Below are 24,669 nucleotides of genomic sequence, written 5' to 3'. Positions count from 1 at the left end.
TGCCGTATATCATTCTGCTAAAGTGTTCATACTTTGACTTGTTGAAATTTGTTGTCTGTGAATTGCACGTTTATTTACTGCGAAAAGCAGAACTGACATCCTTATTGAGCGACTTTTTGATACAAAGACAGCATCTCGATTGCCACTTCTCGGAGTGTCATGGTGGTCATCAGGTGATCTTGTGCATGGACCATGATGATTTCCATTTCAATTTTTTCTCCGCTGGCGTATTGCTGTAAGAGTTCTGTTTGTGCTTTGTGTGCTTTGACTAGTGAATCATTCGCTTCGTTCAAATGTACCTCAGCTTCTTCATAATTTCCTTCACGCATACTTTTGAAGCCTTCATGTACAAGAGTTCGAGCATCCCCACTACTCAAAATAATTTCAAATGCTGCTTCTTGTAATTTTTCTGAGTCCATTGTTTTCTCCTTTTATGATGTTTTTTCGAATTGATCAATAAACGCTTTGATAAAGTTATCAAAAGTATCACTGAAAGCTAAGGCTTTTCTGAAGCTATCATCTTCCATGATTTCTACCAACATTTGACTAACCTTGTCTATCTCGAACTTTCCTAACTTATCTGGTGACAGCAAGAAAACCAATTGAATCTTTTGATACTCTTCACTCCAGTCAATCCCCTCTGGCACTACAGCAACCGCCACATAACCTTCATTGGTCAGTGCTTCGATTGGATGAGGTACAGCCATATATTCTGAAAATACTACAGAGCTGTAAGATTCTCTAAGCTTTAACTGGTTTAAAAAGCTTTCCTGCAAGTCATTTTGTTCAACTGCTTCAATTTTGCCAATCAATTCTTTTAGTACCGTTTCTTTTGTTAGCCTGTTATCAGCAAAATAGAACAGCTCTGATTGGAAACTTCGCTTAATTAATTCAACTTTTTCTTCCACCATTTCGACCTGCTTATTTTCCTCACAGGTATTGAAATGACCGCCCTTAGTGCTAATTTCATGATTGATCTTTTTAATGTCTTCTTCCCCTAAAAAAACACTGACATTAACAATCGGTGCGTTTAAAACAATATTTCCCAAATTAATGGATGAAATAATCAGATCAATCTGACTGAGGTCCTGCTCTGCGATCTCATAGTAGCTGATGACCTTTTCAATCAAAATTCTAGAACCAAATTCTCGCTCTAAACGATTTTTGATCATCTGAGAACTGCCTAAGCCAGTCGCACAAATGACTAAGACATGTGTTTTTTGATCATTGAAGTAGCGTTCAACCGCTGCTGTTATGTGGATGGCCAGATAAGCCCACTCTCCTTCGGTCATTCGATAGGAGCTAAATATAGGCATCTTGGAAAAGTAATTGACTGTCAGTTCATACAAATCTGGATATTGCGACTTGATTTCCTCCAGCAAGGGATTCTCAATACTGGAGTTGTTCTGCAGCCTTGTTAGCAATGGAATGAAGTGGATCATCAGCCCATCAATCAAGATCGTATCATGTTCCAAGTCAAACGGTGTGTCCTGATCAATCGCCTTCAACGTTTCCAACAATTGGGATCGAATTTCATCCTCTGTCGCATCCGCTTTTTGAAAAATCGTTTTAGCGGTAATTTTGTTTTTTAAATGAAGAGCAATAAAATCCGCCTCTTCAGAAGAAAACGTGATCCCCATCGCCTGTTCGATCCTTGCTAATATTTTCAACGCGGTTTGATATTCAATCGAATCCTCGTCAAAAGCAATCGGCGCTTGGATATCCATCAAAAAACCGTTTTGAATCCGCTTGATCGCTAAGCCGATATGGAGGACTAAATTGTAAACGATGAAATCTGAAAGCTTTAATTGGGATTCCCGACATTCATCTAAAACAATAATGACAATTTCCTCGACACTGATTCCTTCTAATAAATTCGCGTACATGGAAAAGGCAAATAAATTGTCATGCAAACGATCCATAAAAAAGTAATTCATAATAAAGTGGCGGATATTCTGTTCATTTCCTACGACGAAGATCCCTTTATTACTTTTACTTTGAAGCTCGATTTGATACGGTGTGATCAGTTTTTTAATTTCGACTAGATCGTTCGATATGGTTGAGCGAGAAACAAATAGCTCATCTGCGATTGCATCAACGTAAACAGCACTTTGTTCAAAAAAAAGACGGTTTAAAATATAGTATTGTCGATCATTTGATTCCTGAATCGTTGTGATATCCTTTGAAGTAGACTGCTCCTTTACTTCATTCAGATAAAATACATCAAATTTTTTGCTATCTTCAATTTTCAACTGATAGCCATTTCCTTGCTTCGCGTCGATGGTTGCAACAGCTTCCTTTTTCAATGCATCCTCTAGCAGATGCAGATACTTTCTGGCTGTTCGATTGGAAACATCAATTCCCGAAGCAATTTCTTGGCTCGTCAAATACGTGTGCCTATGATCAAAAAGCAGTTTTAGGATTTGTGTTTCTCGTTTGCTCAACATAGCTCTCAACCTTTACTCAATATTTTCAAGAATCACTTTAGACAATTTATCAATCCCCATTGGAATTGGAACATAAGCCTGCGGCGGGATGTTGACAATCGGCTTATTAACTTTCTTCGCACTCTTTTCTAAGCTGTCAAAGTACATCTTCGTTTGCGGACTAACAAGGTATAAATCATATTCATCCTTCGCAATCGTACTTGCTCCTTGCGATTGAGACGTCGCATCTACTTGGATTTCTTCTCCTTTTCCTTGTAAGTTCTCTGTTGTTTTTTTTGCGATTACTGATGAAGACATTCCTCCGGCACAAATAATTAATGCTTTTTTCATCGTTTTTTCCTCCCTATTCGTTCTTATTTTTATCTCCCTTATCATTAGGGAGCTTCTTTAAGCTAAATTCTCACCATTTGACGCAATGACTTGCTTGAACCAATCAAATGACTCTTTTTTGCTCCGTTCCAAGGTTCCATTGCCTTCGTTGTCCCGATCCACATAAATGAAGCCATAACGTTTTTTCATTTCGCCAGTTCCAGCGGAGATTAAATCAATACAGCCCCAAGGCGTGTATCCCATTAAATCAACACCGTCTTCCACGACCGCTTTCTTCATTTCTTTGATATGATTGCGGAAATATTCGATTCGATAAGTGTCATGAACGCTGCCATCGTCTTCTTTTTCATCGATGGCGCCAAAACCATTTTCCACAATAAATAATGGGACATGGTAGTGGTCTGTGAACCAGTTTAATGAATAACGCAATCCTTCTGGATCGATTTGCCATCCCCAGTCTGAGATACCGATATATTCGTTTCTGACAAAATCCTCCTGCTCATGGTAATCGAAATAAACATTCTCCTCTTTATGCGTGATGGCAAAGGACATGTAGTAACTAAAGCCGATATAATCGACGGTTCCTTTTTTCAATTCTGCTAAATCTTCAGGTGTTATATCTAAATCATAACCTTTTCTATCGAAGTATGTCATCATGTAACCTGGATAAGTGCCGTGCACGTGAACATCCGTGAAGTAATAGCGTTTTTCCATTGCTTTCTGTGCCATCAGAACGTCTGCGGGCTTACAGGTCGCAGGATAGATCGGACACATGGCGATCATACAGCCAATCTCAAAATCTGGATTGATTGCTTTACCGATTTGAACAGCCTTTGCACTGGCCACTAACTCGTAATGAGCGGCTTGGTACATAATTTGTTCGCGATCGTCACCTTCTTTGTAGGCAATTCCAGAGTTCGTAAATGGGAAAAATTGGTCATTGTAATTGGCTTGGTTGTTAATTTCATTAAAGGTCATCCAGTACTTCACTTTGTCTTTATAGCGGTTAAAACAAACCTCTGCGAACTTCACAAAGAAATCGATCAACTTGCGATTGGCAAATCCACCATACTCGGTTACTAAATGATACGGCAACTCAAAATGTGAAAGTGTCACAACAGGCTCGATCCCATATTTCAAACACTCATCAAAGAGATCATCGTAAAATTTCAGTCCTGCTTCGTTTGGTATTTCCTCGTCGCCCTTTGGAAAAATCCTCGTCCACGCAATGGAGGTGCGGAAGCATTTGAAGCCCATTTCAGCAAACAACGCGATGTCTTCTTTATAGCGATGATAAAAATCGATCCCTTCATGGTTGGGATAATACTCTCCTTCAAGAACCCCATCTGTGATCCTTCGAGAAATCCCAGGTCCGCCGACCGTCATTACATCTGCAACACTTATGCCTTTACCATCTTCTTGCCAGGCACCCTCAAGCTGATGAGCGGCTACTGCACCTCCCCACAAAAAATCTTTTGGAAATCCTGTCATACATTTACCTTCCTTTCCTTTTCTATCCTCATCATAGTCGGTAGCGTTTACATTTAGAACTTAGACTTTTGCCACAACGTTGTGGCAACTTATTGGCTGCGGCAGTTTCTATAGAAGAAAAAGGGCTGATTGCCGCAAAAAAACACCTAAGATAGAGAATTCTGTCTTAGGTGCTTTTATCAAATTGATTTATTTTTTATTTGTATTTTTTCTTCAAATAGATGTAGAAAGGAATTCCTAATGCTGTAATCGCAATACCGATCATTGCTAATGAGAATTGGTTGATTAAGGTCATCACTAGGATGAAGATACCACCAATAATTGCAACGATTGGAATGAATGGATACAACGGTACTTTGTATGGACGAACCAAATCTGGTTCTGTTTTTCTTAATTTGATTACCGCGATAAATACTAGCGTGTAGAAGATCCAGATAACGAAGACTAGCATGTCAGTCAACATATCAAAACCGCCGACCATCATCATACCGATAGCGATCACTAATTCTAGGATACCCGCAATGTATGGTACATGGTTTTTGTTTAGTTTCACTAATTTATCAGAGAATGGCAATTGTTTTTCAAGTCCCATTGTATAAGGAAGACGCATACCAGTCATTGTGTAGCCGTTGATTGTTCCGTATACAGAAATCAAGATACCGATGGTTACTAGCTTACCACCCATGCCGCCGAAGATTTTTCCAGCAACATCCATCGCCGCATTTTCGTTTCCTGCTAAAGCTGACATATCAATGGTGCGTAGGAAAGCAAATTGAACCAATAAGTAGACAACCATGATTCCTAAGATTCCGCCTGCGATAGCACGAGGCAGATCACGTGCAGGTTTTTTCAACTCACCAGCGATATTTCCGACGTGAATCCAACCATCATAAGCGAACATTGTTGCTAATAATCCTGCTCCTAATGCTGAAGCGAATCCACCAACAGCCGGTCCCGCTTGAACTGGGAACAAGCTGACAGATACATCTCCTTGACGTAACAAACCGAAGATTACGATCAATGCTAAAGGAACTAGCTTACAAACTAAAGTAACCGATTGGAACATTCCTCCGGCCTTTGAGCCTAGGAAGTTGATCAACATGATTGACGCTGCTGCGACGATCGCGATCGGAATGATCGTTGCATCGCTCATACCGAATAAGTTCTTGAACTGAGTGGCAAAAATAATTGCTAAAGCGGCTACGTTTGCTGGGAAGTAGATAACTACTTGTGCCCAACCAAGTAAAAAGCTCCAAAATTCTCCGTATGCGCGTTCAATATAGCGCAACATCCCACCAGTCTCGGGAATCGCTGCGGCTAACTCCGCACCTGTCAGTCCAGCACAGACACTAATTAATCCACCTAGGAACCAGGACAACATGTGTAAGCTGGTTGACCCAGTTACTGCAGCAACACTGGCTGCTTTAAAGAATACCCCTGCACCAATTACAGTACCCATTACTGTCGAAAGGGCCGGGAAAAATGTCATTGTTCGTTTTAGTTCACCTTGTTGTGAACCAACGATTTCTTGTTGGTCGACTGCCATTATTTTTCCTCCTTATGTCGAAGCGACTGTTTGTTCACTTCTTAACTTGAGCTTCAAATCAAATAATTGAAGTTATCACATAAAAGAAATAAAACAAAAAAATTGCGCTATACCAAGTATTTAATAACTTCCTCCATTTGTTCGGACATTATTTTAACATGGAGAAAGAAAAAGGGAAACGTTATTTTAAACATTTCCTTTTTTCTTAGTCACCCCTCATTTTCTATTAAGAAATACTCATCCTTTTATGAATTGACTTTATCAAAGGACACTTTTGTTTCGACGCCTTCTGCCTTAAATTTCGCTGATAATCTTTCTAACATTTCGTCAGTCATTTTATCTAAATCAAAGTTTGGACTGAAGTCCCACTCTTTCCGTGCACAACTGTCGTCGATTGAGTTTGGCCAAGAGTTCGCAATTCCTTGACGGGCTGGATCTACATCATAGTTTAATTCGAAGTCTGGAATACGACGGCGAATCGATGCGGCAATTTGTTCTGGCTCAAAGGACATCGCTGTAATATTGAATGAGTTGCGGTGTTCCAAGCGACTTGAATCCGCATTCATTAATTTTACGATTCCTTCGATCGCGTCATCCATGTACATCATGTCCATATAGGTACCTTTATCGATGAATGATGTGTAAGATTTGTTTTTTAATGCTTCATAATAAATGTCTACTGCGTAATCTGTAGTACCGCCACCAGGTTCTACTTTGTAGGAGATCAAGCCTGGGAAACGAACGGAACGAGTGTCCACACCATATTTTGTGTGATAGTAATTTTCTAATAATTCACCCGCTACTTTTGTCACCCCATACATGGTGGTAGGATGCATCACTGTATCTTGCGGTGTGTTGTCTGGTTCACAGTCTGGACCGTAAGCCGCGATAGATGATGGTGCGAAGAATTTAGTTTCAGGTCCAATTTCACGTGCCACTTCTAACGCATTCATTAACCCTGTCATATTTAAGTTCCAAGCAAATGCTGGACGTTTTTCAGCGGTTGCTGAAAGCAATGCGGCTAAATGAATGATCGTATCCACTTCATAACGTTTTGCAACATCTAAAAAGCTGTCGTAGTCTGTTACATCTAATTCTTCAAATTGACCATTTTCTACTACTGGGCTGCCTTCAACAGTACGGATATCTGTTGAGATAACATTTTTCACCCCAAGATCGTTACGTAATCTTTCAGTTAATTCTGAACCAATTTGTCCTAATGCACCTGTGATTAATACTTTTTTCATGGATGTGACTTCCTCTCTCTATTTGTATTAATATTTTTTATTGTACGGTTTCTTTGATGATGCCTAATTCTTTACCTACTTTTTCATATACCTTGATTGCGTCATCTAGCATTTCTTTTGTATGACCTGCGTTTGGCATATTCCGAACACGGCCGGTTCCCAATGGAACAGTTGGGTAGACGATTGGTTTTACATAAACACCGTTTTCTAATAATTTCTTCGAGAATTCCTGTGCTAGTTTTTCATCTCCAACGATGACTGGTGTGATTGGCGTTTCTGATTTTCCGATGTCATAGCCGATACGTTCCAATTCTGATTTGAAATAATTGGCATTGTCCCAAAGTGTGTCCACATATTCTGGATGTTCCTCAATTAAATCAATGGCTTGGATACATGCTCCTGCAGCTCCTGGTGTTAATGAAGTAGAGAATAAGAATGGACGTGCTTGTGATTTCAACCAAGTAATCAATTGTTTCGTACCTGCGACATAACCGCCGACAACACCGATTCCTTTCGATAAAGTCCCCATTTGGAAATCAATATGGTCCTGCATGTCAAAATGTTTTACAGTACCGTGACCTTTACCCATGACACCTGTTCCATGAGCGTCATCAACATAAGTAATGACATTGTATTTTTCACAAATCTCAACAATCTCAGGGATCTTCGCTACATCGCCGTCCATTGAAAAGACGCCGTCTGTAATGTACATGACTTTGTTGTATTCGCCACTTTCAGTCGCTGCTTTCGCTTTTGCTTCCAAATCTTCCATGTCTTGGTGGTTCACACGAATAATTTTTGCGCCAGACAAACGACAGCCATCAATAATTGACGCATGATTCAATTCATCAGATAGAATGGCATCACCTTTTTTCATAACCGCTGAAATAGCGCCCATGTTACAGTTAAAGCCAGATTGGAAAGCAATCGCTGCTTCGGTTCCTTTGAATTCCGCAATTTTTTCTTCTAATTTTTGGTGAATGTCTAAAGTTCCATTGATTGTCCGAACTGCTCCAGCACCTGCACCATAATGTTTCGTTGCTTCCACATCTGCTTCGATCAACTCGGGGCGAGTAGCAAATCCTAGATAGTTGTTAGAGGCAAGGTTGATCATTTTCTTTCCATTAACAGTAATGATTGGTCCATTGCTTCCTTCCAACACATCGATTGTATTGAACAATCCTTTTTCTCTTAGATCTTCCAAGTTCGTTTCAAGAAATTGGTCAAGAACTTTTGAACTCATAACGATTCTCCTCCATACGATTATTGCGCAATCGAAGTTGTTATTTTTTGCCTTTAAAATTTAAACAACTCAAGATATTGTTTGCGCTTTCTTTATTTACACTCTTAGTCTAGCCGCCTTTGATAACGTTTACAACTTTAACCCTCGACAATTCTTTGAATTATAATAAAAGTTAGAATCTTTCTAATTGATTCTATTTAATTATCGATTATTTAGTTTTTGGAGCGAGAAAATGAGACTATTTTATTTTTTTAACTATTCAAAATATAACGTGTTCTATTTCACAATGATCGTTTAAAAATGATTTAAAAGAAGGCATACTTTTATGTAAACGCTTATACAGCAATTTTATGTCCTTATTTTATTACGCGACTTTACTCACAATTTATGGGACGATTTCTAAATAAAAACAAAAAGACTGTTTTTTTACTGTCTCTGCTTGTTTCTAATCGTTTACAAATAAAAGTCGTTATCATTTTCATATAAAACTGCTATTTCATATTTTATACTCGATTTTGTAAAAAAAAGAATGAATTCTTGCTAAAAAAAGAAAACACTCAGGAGAAAACGATTGTTTCACTTTGTCCCTTGCTTCTCTTTTTTTTGAAAAGAATATCCTGAGAGAGAATTTCGCTTGAGTGTTATTTTCAAATACTCTGTCTGTTGACTTCCTATTGAAAAAAATTTTTGTAGCTTAAGTGGGAAATTTTTTTATTTTTTTAATAAAAATTGAGTTCGTTTTCTTTCTTATTTAGCGGTATGATACTTTCAAGAAGAAAAAGAAACCGTATACAATGAAGAGAGGATGAAGAGAAACATGAGAAAGATCGTACAGACTACCCCATTAAGTCAGCGTCAATTATTTTCAATGAAGAAGGAGACTCTAGAGGCTAAAATAATTGCTTATTTCGATCACTCAAAAAATGCTGCGGACATCATACAGTATGCTGTGGCGATCAATGTAAGAAATGCGCTGGTTTGCGGCGACTTCGCTTTTATTTGCCAAGACTTAATCCGTCAAATATTTATGACAGCTAAACCCTGTGATGCCATGCGAAGATATTGTCTCCTTTTTGAAGATTATTTTTCCAAGACAGAGTGGAAGAACGTTGTTAAGCGAGTCTTTCTCAATCAACGGGAATACCAGCAGTATGCTGAAAAAGCCCGTATATATAAGAATATTTTGGATGCTCCTAACACTGGTTCCCGAAAAAATCTTGATCTTGACATCCGTTTAGTCTCAGTCTTTGAAGACGCGAATGGTAAAAAGCACACCTTGACGCTACGAGATGCTGATGAAACAAAAACAAGAGCGCAAGCCGCGAGAACCTTAAAGATCTTGACCACCCTAACTATTTTCAAAAAAGCAGATGGTACACGAAAATTTGTCAAGCTCGTCAAAAACAATCGTCCCGGTGAAAAAGATACTTACGACGAGGAAACTGAAATCGACGATCTGACTGAACTGGATCAAATTTTTGATGTTGAACCAGCAAAAGCTGAATCCATTGAACTCTTTGTTCCAGCCGACTTCGATCCAAACACGTTAACAGAGTCAGAACTACTAACCGTTGTTCAAGCAGAGCATCCAGAAGTGAACAGTTTAGAAAATCTCCATTTGACCTTTTCTAAGAAGGAAACTGAAGAGTTTATATTAGCAAAACCAGCTGCGGGAGATACTATTGAAGTGCCTCCGAAAGCAACTAGCAACAGTCAGAAAACTTCTACATTAGTCAAGGATCATAATGCCGTCGAAGTCGCTAATCCGCCAGTTGAACCGACTAAGAAACCAAAATTAGTCCAGCCACGTACAAATAAGCAGGGCTATCGGTTTAATCTGATCAAAGATTGGCTAAAAAGGAATACTTAATACAGACGAAATCTCTGCTGTCAGGGTTTATTTCGTTTGGTCATTTCTACTGAGTAATAAAAAAGCTCCCTCGAATGCTAGAGAATCTCTAACATTCAAGAGAGGTAAATTCATTATACTCAGTCAATAATCAAGCAATTCAATGACTTGCTGTATTCCAATACGACAGTTTTGGCGATATCTTGGTCGATTTTTCCTTCTTCTTCTAATTGATTGATCAATTTCACGACCGTATCATTGTCTTTTCGTTCGTTCACTTGAATTTTTTGGATTAGCTTGTCCAGTTTTTTCCGGATGGTCGGATAACTGGTTGAGTAAGTCCCCGCTAACTCCTTAATTGAACCAGAAGATAAAATAAATTTTTTTACAAAATTGATTTCTTCCTCGTTTAATTCTGAGAACCAGCGAGGGATGTGTTCATTTTTCATTATAGACCTCTTTTCTTCGCTACATCATTTACAAGCGATAGTTGTTTTTTTAATTAATGTAATACTGCCGATGATTAGTGCTATACCACACCAAATCAGCAGATAATTTATCGTGTTTCCCGTCTTAGGAAGCTCCTTTTTCGTTGACTCGGTCGCGCCATTTATCGTTTGGTTTCGAGCAGAGACGTTAGCATTATTACCGCCTCCACCATTTGGGGTCTTTGGCGTTCCTCCAGCTATGTTTACTTCTGAATTATCTGTCGGTTTCTTTTTACCGTCTCCCTCTTTTGAATCCTCAGAAGAGTCTTTAGAACTGCTTTCTTCATTCGTTGAAGAGGATTTGGTTTCTTCGGTACTCTCTTCTTCTGTACTTCCTGAAGTGGACCCGGTTGAACCGCTGCTTTCTTTTGTACTGCTTGTTGATGGTTTTGTTGAGCTGTTACTTTCCTCCGTGCTACTTGAGGATGGTTTTGTCGAACTGCTGCTTTCTTCTGTACTGCTTGAGGAAGATTCTGTCGTACTACTGCTCTCTTCCGTGCTACTTGATGACGATTCTGTCGTACTACTGCTTTCTTCCGTACTACTTGAGGAAGATTCTGTTGAACTACTGCTCTCTTCCGTGCTGCTTGTTGATGGTTCTGTTGAGCTGCTACTCTCTTCCGTGCTGCTTGTTGATGGTTCTGCTGAGCTGCTACTCTCTTCCGTGCTGCTTGAGGAAGATTCTGTCGTACTACTGCTCTCTTCCGTGCTACTTGATGACGATTCTGTTGAACTACTGCTCTCTTCCGTGCTGCTTGAGGAAGATTCTGTCGTACTACTGCTTTCCTCCATACTACTTGATGAGGATTCTGTCGTACTACTGCTTTCTTCTGTGCTGCTTGTTGATGGTTTCGTTGAGCTGCTGCTTTCTTCCGTGCTGCTTGATGGTGGCGGTACTTCACCCGTATACTCATGGGCACCAATATCTGTTTGACCATCCGCTAAGCTATTGCCAAAATAATCTTGACCGCCATTATCAGCGAGTGTTGTTCCAGCATTAATTGCTGGTGAGGTTGGCAACAATTGATAGCCAGATACACTGTCTAGTCCAGTCCCGCCGGTTCCCGGCGCTACCATTACCTCTTCTTCCACTGCTTCATCCTCTGTTGCTCCACGCTCATGCTGTGGTTCTCCCGGGAGACTGATGACATTATATTCCCCAGTTAATTCTACTGAAGGATTCTTAACAACAATTGGATTTTCCTCATTGTTCGGAAGATTCGTGTAGCCGTAATAAAGATTGTGATCATATTTAACTGTCGCTGGGTGCTCTTCGCCATAATGTGCGGGCTGCCAATACGGCGTGGTATTTGTACCTTCATTATAGAAGAGATTGTTTTTCATCCGTACATAGCCCGGTTCTTCCTGACTCATCACGGTAACGTCCAAACCGGCCCCAGTGTAAAAGGTATTATTATAGACATTCGCGGTCTCTTCCTCTGTGATTCCAGGATAACGAGGATCGTTGTATTCTGGATTCAAACTGTTCGAGACAAGGAATAGGTGCTTCCGGTCATTCTGACTGATATTGTAGCGGATCAAACTGTCAAAATTTTTCGGTGAACAAATCAGCATAAAGCCGCCTTCGTTGTCATGACTGTAGTTGTACTGATAAATGGTTCCAGTTCCAGAATCGCAATCAAAGGCTTCCCCGTCGTAGTTGTCTACAGTATTGAACGCTTCGTTGTATTGGAAATTAGGAAAGTAGCACAACCACGGCCAAATGCCTGCGTTTACCTGCCATGTTCCATTTTCTTTGCTAGTAAGGTCCCACTTTGAATGACTAAAGCTTGCGGTGTCTGATACATTGTACTGAATCAGTGGTTTGTAACAGAATTGTGGAACAATCGCGTCACCTCCGCTTTGTTTTACATAATTATTTTCAATCAATACCTCTGTATGTCCATATTGCTGAATCGCACTTTCTTCAATCGTCGTTGCTTCAGTTTCTGGGGTAATGATGTCCCCATAAACAGTAGCTCCAACAGAAATCCCTGTACGCGTCACATTTTCCACCTGACAATTAGTCACTGAAATATTGTGAAAACGAGTCACCTCTCCGGTAGGCGTTCCTGAAACCGTGAAAAATATCCCGCCGTTTCCGATGTCTTTTGCATTCCAACTGCCATTCACATCGCTAACATCCAAATTATCTACATGAATATCCTGTGTTAAACCATTATTTTTTGCCAAAACATAAAGACCCACGCGGTCTGTTTTTGACATTTTATTCGTGTCCTCGCCTGGTCCGATATTCGTAATGGCTAGATTGCGAATCGTCCAGTGGCTGGCATTGTACAAGGTAACAGCGGAATAAATGTCTCGCTTTTCCATTTGGTCAACATAGCCTTCGCCATTTCCATTAATGGTCGCTTTACCGCCAGTATCCCCATAGCTTTCCAAAATAATCGGAGCGCCGTCAGCTCCTTCTCCATTCCGTTTTCCATCTAAAACAAGCGTATCGTCAAACACACTCTCTTCATGAAGGCGAATCGTATCACCGGGTTCAAATGTTGTTTTTTCCAATTTATCTAATGTTGCCCATGCCTGATCTGGCGAAGTTCCACTATTGTTGTCATTGCCGCCCCCGGCATCAACATAATAGACTGCTCCAGCAGCTTCCGTTTTTTCTGGTAATAGTCCAAAAAGCATTGGAACTACCAAGATCAGCACTCCTATAACGGACCATATCTGATTCTTTTTCATTTTTTTCTCCTATTTAATTTCCACTTTTGCCTGCTTTACCCATTTCTTAACAATTGCCTGATATTGTTCCTTTTCTAAATGCAGCGTAATTTTTTCCTTTACCGTTTCAAAAGATTGCGTTTCGCCTGTTTTATTTGAGAAACAATAATACCGCCAAGTCTTGTCTGCTTTTTCAAATAACCCACTCCATTGTCCAGCAGACAAATCATTTATCTCGGTCAATTCCTCTTCCCGATATTTAATCCACTCTCGTAAAGATCTTTCATTCAAAGCAACTCGTTCAAAAGTTATCTCTGAATTTGTCGTAAGCTGCTCCTGCGAGACTGCTTCTTTGCTTAATTGTTCAAGTGTCTGTTGCTTGCCGAATACACGATAAAGCTCTTTTGCATCAACCTCTTTAAATTCTGATTGGTGCTCTTGATAATACTCTCGCAACTTTTTGTCAGTCGACTTTTTTATGATTTTCTTCTCTAACGCATTGATCGTCGTACGATATGAATAGCGATAAAAAGATGATTCATCGTATTTTCTCAAGCCATATACAACTTGATGCTCTTTGATTTTTTGTTCATTATCCTGATTGACCTGTTTCATTTCCCGATTTAGTGTCTGGTAATCTAAGATTGTCTCGATCTTTTGCTTCTCGGCCTGCTGTAGCTGCACTTTTTCTTCTACGATCTTTTTTTGAAGATCATGTTCATTTAACCTAGGATTGATTTTCTGATAAAAGGCATATTCTTCTTTTGTAATTCTTTGACCATTTACCTTCATTGCCCATTGATTATTCCACCAGATAAGTCCCGCTATCAGTAGAAGGGCCCCTGCAAGTAAAACAATAAGTAGTTTGTTGTTTTTTATCTTCATGTGCCACTCCTGAAAACCAAAATTCGATCTTTTTCTTCAACGACGACGTTCTTCTCTTTAGCCTTTAGCGAAAAATGTGCTTCTTTGACTTTCTTCACCCTTGTACGTGCGAATACTTTCCCATCTTCTGAAAACTTCAGTCCGTAAACTTTGCCAAAAACTGGCGAGAAGCTCACTCTGCCATCGTCATCTGATAAAGCAACAACAGGCTGCCCGTTTTTTAGAATTGGATTTTTCCCACGCTTGTCTGATAAGTAAACAGACTGATTTGTAATCGGCTGTTTCGTCTCTTGGTCCAACAAATAAAAGGTAAGCTGATAGTCTCTTCTTCCAATCAAAGCTGTTCGAATAATTCGATAAAAAATCCAGAGAATTAGTAGACTGCCACTGATAACGGCTGCCAGCATCAATAGCTGCTTGATTTTTTTCCGCTCATCTACTTGAGCCTTTTTTCGAGCCATCGCTTTGGTGTAGGGAACCCGATGCCCGCGAACTAACAGCCGGTGAGAATTCACTCCATAAGGCGTACAAGTCATCAGTGTCACAGAATCCATTCCATCTACGATCAAGAGAGCCTTCGTTTCTGTTGGTTCAATCACTTTGATTTGATCCACCTCATAGGCATGTGTCTCATTCAACACCTCTAGAAAGAATTGGTCCTTCTTCTTCAGCTTAGGCAAGTCAGTAAATAGTTTGGCTTTTTTCAAGCCACGGTGAGAAGAAATCACACTGTGGGAACTATCGCCGCCATTAATGGAAGAAGTCCCCTCCAACACTGTTGCCCCTTTGGATAAGAAGAAATCATTCGTCACATCAAAAACCGGAAGCTTCACATCAATTTTCGGGATAATGATCGTGCCAGTCGTATGTTCCTTAACATAGGAAGGTGAATTTTTTTGATTCTTTTCTTTGCTTCTGCGTTGCTGTGAGAAGGGTTCGCCATTCGATCCGGGATTTTTTTCCTTCTGGGCTTTTGCGTCTTGTTTTGCCATTTGTTTTTGCAGCTTTTCAATTTCGGCCTTATTCTTTTTCGATGCTTCTTTTTGATATCTTTGGACCGTTCGCTGATCCAGATAGTCATTGATGCCTTGGCTGATGAACGGGTAAACCAGCAAAGCGAGTCCAAAAAGAAAAAAGAGCAACATAACCAGTCGTTGGATCATTACTGCTGTTGAATTTGATTTTCTCTTATCCTTCGCCATAAACCTGCTCCTCATCAATAACTGTCGTTGTCTTTTTTTTGAAAAATGAAGACAGCAACGATGGGTGTTGCTTGTCGTTACTGTCTTCTAAATTTTGTACTGCCTACGCCTCTTTACGTTGTGAGCGTAAGTATACAACGCCTACAATCGCCATTACGGCAACGCCTGCGGCCATCATCAAATAGATTCCTGAACCACCCGTTGAAGGCAAGCTGCCCTTTTGTTTATTCACCACTGTTTCCGCTGTACCTGAAGTTAATGGATCGGTACTATCAAACGAATTTTGATTGACCGTGAAGGCTACACGATTTGCTAATAATACATATTTATCGTTCGGTGCTTTGGTTTCTTCTAAGTAGTAAGTACCATTCGCTAAACCTTTGATCGTTACGTATCCTTGCGTGTTTGACATAAATACTTTCGCATCACTTTTGTTCGTTACCCAAGAAACTTCCCCATTTACGCCAACTTTCAAGTATTTTGCAGCATCGCTGTCTGCATCACGCACAACAAATTCTGCTCCTTCTAATGCTGCATTGTCGTTTGATCCATCAACCTTAACAAAGTTATATCCGCCAGTATAGACTTCACTACCTGAACCTGTGTCTGTATCATGATCGGTTGTAACTTCTGCCGTATTGTTTACTTCTGTCCCTGGAGCGATTGTTTGCAGCAGCTCCATTTTGTAAGTCATGGTCAAGGTTGCATTCGGCTTCATTGCTGCGATCCCAGCCGCTGTGAATGTGACTGTAAATTCGCCAGATGTTGTATCAACCAATGTATAATGAGTCCCTTTTGTAAATGTCGTTGTTCCATCTGTTAAAACTAACGTAGTATTGTCTAGTTTCAAATGAACACCATGAGTATCTTTGATTTCATACTTCACGTATCGCGGTGCGTCATTTACTCCATCGCCATCTTTATCAATCTGATCTTTAATCCCGTTTGGAATGACAGTTTCGACTTTATAGTCGACTTTATCGCCGACATTGACGGACCCGCCTGTATTGGTTTTCTTCACATCAATATCATCATTCTGAATGGCGTTCGTTCCAGTGAAAGCTTTTGATTTGTTTGTTGCGTCTAGAGTAAATGACTGATTGATCGCACCGTTTTGGATCACATAACCAGGTGCGGTTGTTACCTCTGTTAAATAGTAAGTTCCATACAATAAGCGATCTTCAGAAAATTTACCAGCGACGTCCGTTTTAAATTTATGGGCATCCGCTACATTTGTTGACCATGTAGGTGTATCGGAGGCGTCAAATCCGCTTAAGTATTCAGTTCCTGTTGCGTTATAAACCCCTTTACGATGGATCACAAATTCTACATCTTCCAATGGAATCGTTGTTCCATCATCATTTTTCAAGTTTGAAATTTTTTCTACTTCAATTCCTGCTGTTTCAACGACATTCTTTGGATACAAGTGGATCGTATCTAAGGTCACGTCGCTCGCATTTTTAACTGGCAAAGCCACTACCATGTTATCTGCTGTCGTTACACCCGCCATCGGTGTTTCTACGATTACGTAAACAGCGTTTTTACCGCCTACTTTAGCGTCTACATTGGCAAAAGTCAGATCCCCGACGGTCCCTGTGGTAGCTGTTGTTTGTGTATCGACGGGTGTTTTTGCTGTATAATTTGCTGTTTTAATTTCCTCTAAGGCTTCTTCCATCGTGTACTTTTTGCTTGTGCTTGTATTTATTGCGTTTAACAAGATGTAAAAGTCATTAGTTACATCGTAGATTTTAAACTCTACGCCGCCAAAACCGGCAGCTGAATTAAAGACCGGCATTTCTTCCCCAGTATTTTGAATCTCGGCCTGTGTGCTGCTAAAACGTTTTTTGTGCAACTTAATGTCCACCGTTGTTCCTGCCGCCTGTGCCGTTAATGAAGATCCGAAGCCTAATGTGATGGGTAATACCATGACAAGGCTCGCAAGTAGAACCAATACTTTCTTTTTCACGTTCATTTCCTCCAATTAGTCGTTTAGTTGTTTCCTTGTTGCTGTTTTTTTCTAATGCTATAAGTAACGAGTGCCAATAAAATCAGCAGCCCGCCTAATAACCCAAGGTCTAAGATTTTCTCGCCGGTACTTGGTAATCGGCGTGAATTATTACTCGTAGTAACTGTTGTTGTAGGATTTCCGCCACCTGTTGTTTCTCCACCACCCGTACTTGGTAATTTACTATTGATAACCTCCAACAAGCCGGTTGTTTTCCCTGCTTCGTAGGTGTTCTTTTCAATTTTGAAATCAATCGGCTTTTGTAATAGACGATAGCCCTTTGGCGCAGCCGTTTCTTCTATTTGATAGTCGCCATAAGCGATTCCTTTCAATTCGAACAGACCCGCTTGATCTGAAACAAGCTTCAACAATGCTTCGTCTTTAGCAGGGGCATCGGATTTTTTCCACTTATACTCCGTCGATAAATAGTTTCCCTCTTTATTCTTGACTACAAAGGCAGCATCTTTAAGCTTTGTTTCGCGCTGGCTTCCATCTACCTTGATAAATCGATAACCGCCAGTGAGTACTTCCTTTGAGGTACTTGTTTTTTCCTGCTCCTTTAAAGAATCGTGGTATTGCAGCAAGGCTTTATTATAAAAAGGCGTATCCGCCGCTGCACCTGCTTTGATAGACAGCTGATAACCAATCGTTAGTTGGCTTTCTTGATAAGCCGCCAGCTTGTTTGGGACAAAATTCACTTCAAAGCCGTTTTCTTTCGCCCGAAGCTTATAACTAGTTGCATCAATGGCTTGGCCTTTTTGGTCGGTGATTTTCACTGATTGGATATCCGCTACCAAAGCTGGATCAGGTATGTCGATCACTCTAAAATACTGATAACTGCTGATTGGTGTCGGGACGGTCACATGAATCTTGTAATGAATTGCTTCATCATAAGTGAAATCTGAATGATCCTCTGCTAATTGCTTGTCGATTTTTGGTTCTGTCGGAATTATTAGCAGGCTGTCATTTTTAGAATAGACATGAATTACTTCATCCGGCACCGCATTATTCAACTCGTCTTCAATAGAAAAATGCATAATAATCGAATCACTAGGAGCCGCTTGACTCACCGAAGCCGTCTCTATAAATAGATAGCTTGCATTATGAGCTTTATTTTTCTTGGCCAACGATAGCTTCAACACACCATCCATTGATTCCTTCTGTCCTTGCTTGTTCGGAACATCCATTTGCGCGGTTTTTCCTTTAGCAATGACTTCCATTCCTAAGCGATTTGGAACGGCTTGTCCGACCGCTAGGCTCGCAACCTCTTCTTTCGTTACACTTTTTGCTTGTTCCAACGCTTCTTCATGAGAAGTCGAATGAGTACGAACAAAGTGCGTGATGTCGATGACTGTGAACTCGGCACCATTGATCCCCTGTTTTTCAGTCAGCATGTCTTGAGCAGATTGGTTAGCTCTTGTCGCCTGTTTATGCAGATAAACCGTTTGTGTTTCTGAGGCCTCTGCATGGTGTGAATTGAGCAGGCTGCCTGTCAAAAGAAAGACAATCGCTAGAAGGGAGAATAGAATAGAAGGTTTCTTCATATTAAGCACCCGCCTTTCTGCGATATTCAATGATTCCACCAGCCAAAGCTAGGAGAATTAGAAACCCACTTGCAAAAAGGGTCTGTTGCTTCAATCCTTCTCCACCAGTTTCTGGCAGTGGTACTTTCTCGCGATGATTGTCCACGTGAATACTCAATGACTTTCCAGTATTAAATTGAACAGTGAATTGATTGGTTTCTGTTCCATCTTGATCCTTGTAAGTCACAGCATACCCTGAATCATCGACCTCCTTCAGCTGATAGGTCTCGCCTTCTGTCAGGATATCTGTCCAATCAGTAATCTTCGTACTCTCATCTGCCAAATCTTGATAGAAAGTAATCGGCACATCGGTGTCCTTAGCTGTCACTTCTGCTTTCCCATGGGCAACGACTTGATTGCTGCTGTTTACTAATTGAAACTTAAATGTCTCACCATCAAAAACACCGTCACCAGTTACTTTTTTCTTGGCACTAAAATCAAAGGTATTTTGATTTTCAATATTCAGGGTGATTTTCTTCGAGGAATCATTGTAAATAACTTGAAATTCATTGTTTTTCTCACCAGTTCCGCCAGAATAGACTGGTTGATAATTTTGTGTGTCGGTCTCCACTAGTTGATAATTTTTACCTTCTTGTAAAATTTTTGCCCAATCAGTGATCTTATTCGCCGTACTATAATCACTCGTGGTGAAGAATTCAATTGCTTGATTTTTTCCTTTTTCTGCGATGGTTACTTTCCCATAGGCAATTACTGGGTTTCCAGCAGAGGATAAATCCTTCAATTCAACTGTATAAGTCTTATTGGGCGTCAGTAGACCGGTCCCTTCAACTTTTTTATTAGCTTCAAAATCCAATGTGTCTTGATTATTTACAGAAAAAGTAATTTTACCGCCATTTTCGTAATCTGCTGTATAGGTGTTCCCCTCGACTGGTGCGTCATTAGAAGGATCCTTTGTATGATAGGTTACTTGATAGCCCTGACTGTCTACTTCAACCAATTCATAGGTGATCCCATCTTCTAAGATGACCGTCTCCACACCATTAATCGTCATCTTCTTCCAATTTGTTATTTCTTCCGTATAGGTGTTATCCGTATAAAAAGTGATCGGCTTATTGGTATTCTTTCCATCTGTCGTTGTGATCGTCGTTTTCCCGTAAGCGACCGCTGAACCGTCCCGTGTATCTCTTAATTCAAATTCAAAGTCTTTATCTTCTGCTAAACTGCCAATTCCGCTAATCTTCTTTTCCGCTTCTAGCTTGATAGGTTCCTTGTTGACTACAATGAAACGCCAACGATGCTCCTGCTTACTGTCATATTTGAACTGATTTGTTTCCTTCCCATTCGTATCTTGAATGTGAACCTCATAGCCGTCTGTATCGAGTTCGTTGATATAGTACCAGCGTCCATCAACTAGAAAGTTACTCCAATGATTTGGATCATTCTTGTTTACGTTTTCGATCGGGGTCGTATAGGACTCGTCACTATAAAACTTAATTTCAACTTCACGACCTTTATGTGTCACTTCTGTAACCGTCTTTCCGTAAGCAACCACCGTTCCATAGCGATCCGCAATGTTGAATTTGAAAACTTTCCCTTCTGCTAGCTCTCTTTCATTTTCACCTGAGACTGTCTTATACGCTTTTAGAAAGTCCGCCTCCACATCTCCCCAAATCGCGTCAAAATCCGTTTCGGTCCTTGTATCCTCGGAATCATTATCGTTATAGATAAAGGACAACTCATTTTGATATTTTCCTGACCCATATTCAGGCACATCTACATCTACCGCAAACGAAACATCGTAAGCCATGATCGCACCGTTTGAGGGGCTTTTACCCTGTGTACCATAAATATCATGCAGCTGACTTTTCTGATCACTCGTCAGGGATAGGTCTGCATCTATCGCATCATGAATATTAGCATTACCAAAACCGACATAATGAGCCTCTAATTCTTCATAATAGTGCTTTGACCCTGGCATCGTACCAAAAGCCACGAGAACCGTCTCTGTTCCATCGTCATGCTTATATACGCCATAGGCTCTTTGCCCGTTATTCGCATCAGGATAGGCCTGTACATAATCTTGAAATTCTTGATAGCTTTGACCGCTTGTCTGTTCTAGCTTTAGAAACGCATTGCCGTTTCCTTCTTTTTCAATGACAAAGTCTGAGAAATTAACTTTCTGCGGAGCTCCGGAAATGTTTGCACCCAATTGACGATCGCCCATTCGTGAACCAGCCTCATCTGTCGTAATAATATAGGTAGGAACTGTCACCCACAGAGAATCTTCTTTAAAATGGGTTCCTGGAACCAAGTGATCGACTAGAAGGCCATTGGCTTTATCCGCAATCTTTGTCACTCCCTGATCTTTTGTGTAATAATCAAAGGCCGCACCATAATCGAGATAATTTGCTCTCACTGCCCAAGCAATCGCATTTTGTCCATTAACCTGCTTTCCCTCTTTATGAAGATACTTGCTTTCATCAGGAAATGGGCGATCTTCTGGGTCATGGACGGATGGATCAGGCCCATCAGTAACTTCTAACACATCACCCTTTCCGTTTCCGCCACCGTCGATATTGTCCCCTGCTTTTCTAGCCGTTGCCGTTAAATCCAATACTCCGTTATATAGACGTTCCGCTTCGATTGCGGCTTCGCAAATAGTAAAAACGATCTTATCTCCTTGGATTTTATACGTTAAGTAAGGATCTGAAGGTGTATTTCCAAGAACCCCGGTACTCCAGTGGTACGAGAAATTGTAATCATTAGGTATCGTGATCTCAAACGTATCCCCAACAGAAGTTCCTTCAGGCAAAGGATCAATTTTGAACTCCATATGAACTCGTAACTGTTGTCCGGTTTCTAATGACGTTCCTCCACCCGGTCGTTTTTCTGCATAATAGTCAGTAATTTCTAAATTATCTTGAAGTGTCGCAGCTAAAGCTTTATCTGAATTTAGATTGAAGAAAACTACGATGTAGGTACTAAGCATAAGGATTAGCATAGCAACAACATTCATCTTGCTTTTTTTCACATCTACTCCCCTTTTCATCTAACATTTTTAACGCTTTGTTCTTAAAAATAATTATAAATTATCAAAATAGAAAACTTTTAAATTTTCATGAATAGTAAAATAACCACCTAAACGTTGGATAAACGAAGAAAAAGCGACGTTCAAGATGCGCGAACGTCGTTTTTCTTTTAAAAACATTTTTAATTTTAATATTAATTTTGTTGTGTTTTTATTTTAGTTTTAACGAATCTCAACAATGATTTATATTATTGGACAACAGGTGTAATCATATCTTTATGGCTTTTTTAAATTATTTCTCATCTAAAAGATACTATTTTACCCTTTTTTGTTATATAATTAAATGAGCTTCTTATTAATTGAAGGATATTTTCACTCCATATTTTTTAATAATATAATAAAGGAATAATTTAGATGATTTATTTTTATTCGCGAGATATTACGATCTTCCAAGAAATATTTTTATATCTTTTTCAAATGGCTCCCTCTTTGATCGTTTACTTAGGGACATTAGCATATTGTTTTCCAGATAAAATCAATAAATTCTCCCTTTTGCTGACAACCATTGCTGCCTGTAATTTAGGATGGATTTTCAAAAATATCATTCAAAGCTATTATCCGGGTGTATTAGCCATCCATAATATTTTTAATATCTTTTGTCAGTCCGCTATGATTTTGATTCTTTATTTGGTTTTCAATCGCGGAAATCGACTTTTCCTATGCAACCTGTTGCTAGTAACGGGATTTACTATCTTGACTGCTGGCTTTTTTGAATACATTCGAATATTCTTAATGAATTTTTCTGACTCTCCTTTTTTTTCAGTGAATATTATGAATTGGTACTATTTACTCTCGCTATTCTTTTTGCCTTTGATAAAAAAATTTCTAGAACATGTCAAGAAGCTGTTCTTAAGCTATTCATTGCAGGCGTTGATTGTATTATGGACCGTATTGCTGGCTATTGTTTTATTTTCACTATTTATTCAGGTCAGCTCTATCTCGGCATCTTCTGATTATCCAGGACATACCTCAACGATTTTCTTATCGGATAACCATTTAGGTGCTGCTTTGATTCGACGATTGGCACCCTCTGCTTACTTTATCGTTGAACCTGTTCATAAGCTATTTACAGTTGGAACCATTCTGGTGATCCAAAATACATTAGCCATTGGTGCTTTTGTCTTCTTGTTATTTCTAAATAGACGCTCGAAACAAATTTTATCGGAACAAGAAAAACAGAAATACGAGTTGACTCAATACATTAATAGCTTAGAGAATGTCACTCAAAATATTCGAAAGAACCACCATGATTTTAGTAATCTGCTCTTTTCATTAGGCGGGTATATCTATCAATCTCCCATCAATGAAGCGGCATTGAAAAGATATTTTGAAGACGTGACTCAAACATTTGAAGAAGATTATCACTACTTTTTAGAGATTTCCAAGCTGAAGAATCTAGAAATGCCGGAATTAAAGACATTGATTTTCACGAAAATTATGACTGCTTCTAAAAAAGAAGTTCCCTTCGACATTGAAATCGAGCAGCCAATTGGACAACTAGCTATCGATCAGCTTGCCCTATCTCGAATCTTCGGTATTTTGATCGACAATGCTTTGGAAGCTGCTGCAGAAAGTGATCAGCCTTACGTGCGTCTAGCCATCATTGATGATGAGCATCAATATGTATTTATTCTAGTGAATGCAACTAAAAACAACACTCTTGCACCTGCTGTCTTACAGAAAGAAAACTTTTCAACGAAAGGGAAGAATCGCGGACTGGGATTATCTATTGTTCAATCCATCATTCAAACCTATCCTGATCACCTTTCTTTAAAGACAACACAAAACGAGCAGGAATTCTGCCAAACATTATTTTTGAAAAAGGAGTACGAACATGGCCATTAACGTTTATATCGCTGAAGACAATATCACTCAGCGCGCAACCTTAGAACAAGCGATCAAAAATTATCAGCTTTTTTCTGACTGGGAATTAGCACTTGTTTACAGTACCGGCTCCGGCGAAGAGTTATTAAAAAATATTGATCGCAGAAATCAATGGAATATCTATTTTTTAGATATTAATTTAGATGAAGAAGCTGGACTGAGTAACGGCTTTGCGGTCGCTCAAGAAATTCGTAAATTCGATCCTTTTGGGTTCATTATCTTTATTACTGTTCGTTCTGAGCTGAGCTTCTTAACTTTTCAATATCGCGTGCAGGCATTGGATTTCATCATCAAAGACCCCGCCGTAGATATTCGCGAGCGCGTTCATACCTGTTTAAAAACGATTGAGCAGCGCTTGGCATCCTTAACTACGAGCCAAACAATTAAATTGAATACCGGAAACGAGATCACTTCCTTTATTCTTGATGACATTCTGTATTTTTCTTCCAATAAAGGACACGTTCTTTCTCTTCACACTAGAAATGATCAGTATCTGATCAATCAAACCACATTGAACAATTTGGAAGAGCAACTCTCAGATAATTTTTTACGCTGTCATCGCAGTTTCTTGATTCATAAAAAAGCGATTGTCTCTATTGCCAAAAATTTTTCCTCGGTTACTCTAGAAAACGGCGTGGAAATTCCTGTAGCCGTTCGAAAAAAGGGACAATTAAAATCGCTGCAATCCAAATTACTTTATTGTTCCTAACTAAAAACCGCTGAAGGATTTATGCT

Annotated in this window: 17 protein-coding genes; 3 read left to right on the top strand and 14 right to left on the bottom strand. The window is 39.7% G+C overall.

Going from position 1 to position 24,669, the window contains the following annotated elements; translation table 11 throughout:
- Positions 1-101 precede the first annotated feature (101 nt).
- The 7 genes from J9537_RS02030 to J9537_RS02000 form a co-directional block, all read right to left on the bottom strand.
- The gene (locus J9537_RS02030) at positions 102-419 is read right to left on the bottom strand and encodes a PTS cellobiose transporter subunit IIA (protein ID WP_010747037.1); all 318 of its coding nucleotides are present in this window, start codon (positions 417-419) and stop codon (positions 102-104) included.
- A gap of 12 nt (positions 420-431) precedes the next feature.
- Positions 432-2,447: a BglG family transcription antiterminator gene (locus J9537_RS02025; protein WP_218256534.1), complete on the bottom strand. Its 2,016-nt coding sequence runs from the start codon at positions 2,445-2,447 to the stop codon at positions 432-434.
- Positions 2,448-2,459: 12 nt separating this feature from the next.
- Positions 2,460-2,777: a PTS cellobiose transporter subunit IIB gene (locus J9537_RS02020; RefSeq protein WP_010747039.1), complete on the bottom strand. Its 318-nt coding sequence runs from the start codon at positions 2,775-2,777 to the stop codon at positions 2,460-2,462.
- 57 nt (positions 2,778-2,834) lie between these two features.
- On the bottom strand, positions 2,835-4,268 hold the full coding sequence (locus J9537_RS02015; protein WP_218256533.1) for a 6-phospho-beta-glucosidase: 1,434 nt from the start codon (positions 4,266-4,268) through the stop codon (positions 2,835-2,837).
- A gap of 196 nt (positions 4,269-4,464) precedes the next feature.
- Positions 4,465-5,814, bottom strand: a complete 1,350-nt coding sequence (locus tag J9537_RS02010; RefSeq protein WP_218256532.1) for an APC family permease — start codon at positions 5,812-5,814, stop codon at positions 4,465-4,467.
- A gap of 245 nt (positions 5,815-6,059) precedes the next feature.
- Positions 6,060-7,061, bottom strand: coding sequence for an NAD-dependent epimerase/dehydratase family protein (locus J9537_RS02005; protein WP_218256531.1), 1,002 nt, complete (start codon positions 7,059-7,061; stop codon positions 6,060-6,062).
- Between the two features lie 37 nt (positions 7,062-7,098).
- The gene (locus J9537_RS02000; RefSeq protein ID WP_218256530.1) at positions 7,099-8,304 is read right to left on the bottom strand and encodes a glycine C-acetyltransferase; all 1,206 of its coding nucleotides are present in this window, start codon (positions 8,302-8,304) and stop codon (positions 7,099-7,101) included.
- 817 nt (positions 8,305-9,121) lie between these two features.
- On the opposite strand from J9537_RS02000, the gene J9537_RS01995 reads away from it, so the two are divergent.
- Positions 9,122-10,174 carry a hypothetical protein gene (locus J9537_RS01995; RefSeq protein ID WP_218256529.1) on the top strand — a complete coding sequence of 351 codons (1,053 nt, stop codon included), beginning with the start codon at positions 9,122-9,124 and terminating at the stop codon, positions 10,172-10,174.
- Between the two features lie 119 nt (positions 10,175-10,293).
- Here J9537_RS01995 and J9537_RS01990 read toward each other — a convergent pair whose 3' ends face one another.
- From J9537_RS01990 to J9537_RS01960, 7 genes are all read right to left on the bottom strand, one after another.
- Entirely contained in the window at positions 10,294-10,602 is a 309-nt protein-coding gene (locus J9537_RS01990) for a DUF2089 family protein (protein WP_218256528.1), read from the bottom strand.
- A gap of 24 nt (positions 10,603-10,626) precedes the next feature.
- Positions 10,627-13,347, bottom strand: coding sequence for an LPXTG cell wall anchor domain-containing protein (locus J9537_RS01985; RefSeq protein WP_218256527.1), 2,721 nt, complete (start codon positions 13,345-13,347; stop codon positions 10,627-10,629).
- A 9-nt stretch (positions 13,348-13,356) separates the two neighbouring features.
- The gene (locus tag J9537_RS01980) at positions 13,357-14,211 is read right to left on the bottom strand and encodes a peptidylprolyl isomerase (protein WP_218256526.1); all 855 of its coding nucleotides are present in this window, start codon (positions 14,209-14,211) and stop codon (positions 13,357-13,359) included.
- Positions 14,208-15,413: a class C sortase gene (locus J9537_RS01975; RefSeq protein ID WP_218256525.1), complete on the bottom strand. Its 1,206-nt coding sequence runs from the start codon at positions 15,411-15,413 to the stop codon at positions 14,208-14,210. Before J9537_RS01975 ends, J9537_RS01980 begins: the two co-directional genes overlap by 4 nt.
- 103 nt (positions 15,414-15,516) lie before the next feature.
- Positions 15,517-17,385 (bottom strand): SpaH/EbpB family LPXTG-anchored major pilin, encoded by a 1,869-nt coding sequence (locus J9537_RS01970; protein ID WP_245001276.1) that lies wholly within the window; start codon positions 17,383-17,385, stop codon positions 15,517-15,519.
- 17 nt (positions 17,386-17,402) lie between these two features.
- Positions 17,403-18,962, bottom strand: a complete 1,560-nt coding sequence (locus J9537_RS01965; RefSeq protein WP_218257307.1) for a SpaH/EbpB family LPXTG-anchored major pilin — start codon at positions 18,960-18,962, stop codon at positions 17,403-17,405.
- 1 nt (position 18,963) lies between these two features.
- Complete coding sequence (locus J9537_RS01960) at positions 18,964-21,993, bottom strand: hypothetical protein (RefSeq protein ID WP_218256523.1); 3,030 nt, start codon at positions 21,991-21,993, stop codon at positions 18,964-18,966.
- A 411-nt stretch (positions 21,994-22,404) separates the two neighbouring features.
- On the opposite strand from J9537_RS01960, the gene J9537_RS01955 reads away from it, so the two are divergent.
- Both J9537_RS01955 and J9537_RS01950 read left to right on the top strand, forming a co-directional pair.
- The gene (locus J9537_RS01955) at positions 22,405-23,895 is read left to right on the top strand and encodes a sensor histidine kinase (RefSeq protein WP_218256522.1); all 1,491 of its coding nucleotides are present in this window, start codon (positions 22,405-22,407) and stop codon (positions 23,893-23,895) included.
- Positions 23,885-24,643: a LytR/AlgR family response regulator transcription factor gene (locus J9537_RS01950; RefSeq protein WP_218256521.1), complete on the top strand. Its 759-nt coding sequence runs from the start codon at positions 23,885-23,887 to the stop codon at positions 24,641-24,643. Before J9537_RS01955 ends, J9537_RS01950 begins: the two co-directional genes overlap by 11 nt.
- Positions 24,644-24,669 lie beyond the last annotated feature (26 nt).

Origin of the sequence: Enterococcus raffinosus, assembly GCF_019175485.1 — a bacterium.
GTDB lineage: Bacteria > Bacillota > Bacilli > Lactobacillales > Enterococcaceae > Enterococcus_A > Enterococcus_A raffinosus.
This window is presented reverse-complemented; position numbering and strand designations above follow the sequence as displayed.

Coding starts and splice junctions, on each gene's coding strand:
- J9537_RS01955 (WP_218256522.1), top strand. CDS start 22,405: ATGATTTATTTTTATTCGCGAGATATTACGATCTTCCAAGAAATATTT.
- J9537_RS02005 (WP_218256531.1), bottom strand. CDS start 7,061: ATGAAAAAAGTATTAATCACAGGTGCATTAGGACAAATTGGTTCAGAA.
- J9537_RS02010 (WP_218256532.1), bottom strand. CDS start 5,814: ATGGCAGTCGACCAACAAGAAATCGTTGGTTCACAACAAGGTGAACTA.
- J9537_RS01980 (WP_218256526.1), bottom strand. CDS start 14,211: ATGAAGATAAAAAACAACAAACTACTTATTGTTTTACTTGCAGGGGCC.
- J9537_RS02015 (WP_218256533.1), bottom strand. CDS start 4,268: ATGACAGGATTTCCAAAAGATTTTTTGTGGGGAGGTGCAGTAGCCGCT.
- J9537_RS02020 (WP_010747039.1), bottom strand. CDS start 2,777: ATGAAAAAAGCATTAATTATTTGTGCCGGAGGAATGTCTTCATCAGTA.
- J9537_RS01970 (WP_245001276.1), bottom strand. CDS start 17,385: ATGAACGTGAAAAAGAAAGTATTGGTTCTACTTGCGAGCCTTGTCATG.
- J9537_RS01950 (WP_218256521.1), top strand. CDS start 23,885: ATGGCCATTAACGTTTATATCGCTGAAGACAATATCACTCAGCGCGCA.
- J9537_RS02030 (WP_010747037.1), bottom strand. CDS start 419: ATGGACTCAGAAAAATTACAAGAAGCAGCATTTGAAATTATTTTGAGT.
- J9537_RS01985 (WP_218256527.1), bottom strand. CDS start 13,347: ATGAAAAAGAATCAGATATGGTCCGTTATAGGAGTGCTGATCTTGGTA.
- J9537_RS01990 (WP_218256528.1), bottom strand. CDS start 10,602: ATGAAAAATGAACACATCCCTCGCTGGTTCTCAGAATTAAACGAGGAA.
- J9537_RS02025 (WP_218256534.1), bottom strand. CDS start 2,447: ATGTTGAGCAAACGAGAAACACAAATCCTAAAACTGCTTTTTGATCAT.
- J9537_RS02000 (WP_218256530.1), bottom strand. CDS start 8,304: ATGAGTTCAAAAGTTCTTGACCAATTTCTTGAAACGAACTTGGAAGAT.
- J9537_RS01975 (WP_218256525.1), bottom strand. CDS start 15,413: ATGGCGAAGGATAAGAGAAAATCAAATTCAACAGCAGTAATGATCCAA.
- J9537_RS01965 (WP_218257307.1), bottom strand. CDS start 18,962: ATGAAGAAACCTTCTATTCTATTCTCCCTTCTAGCGATTGTCTTTCTT.
- J9537_RS01995 (WP_218256529.1), top strand. CDS start 9,122: ATGAGAAAGATCGTACAGACTACCCCATTAAGTCAGCGTCAATTATTT.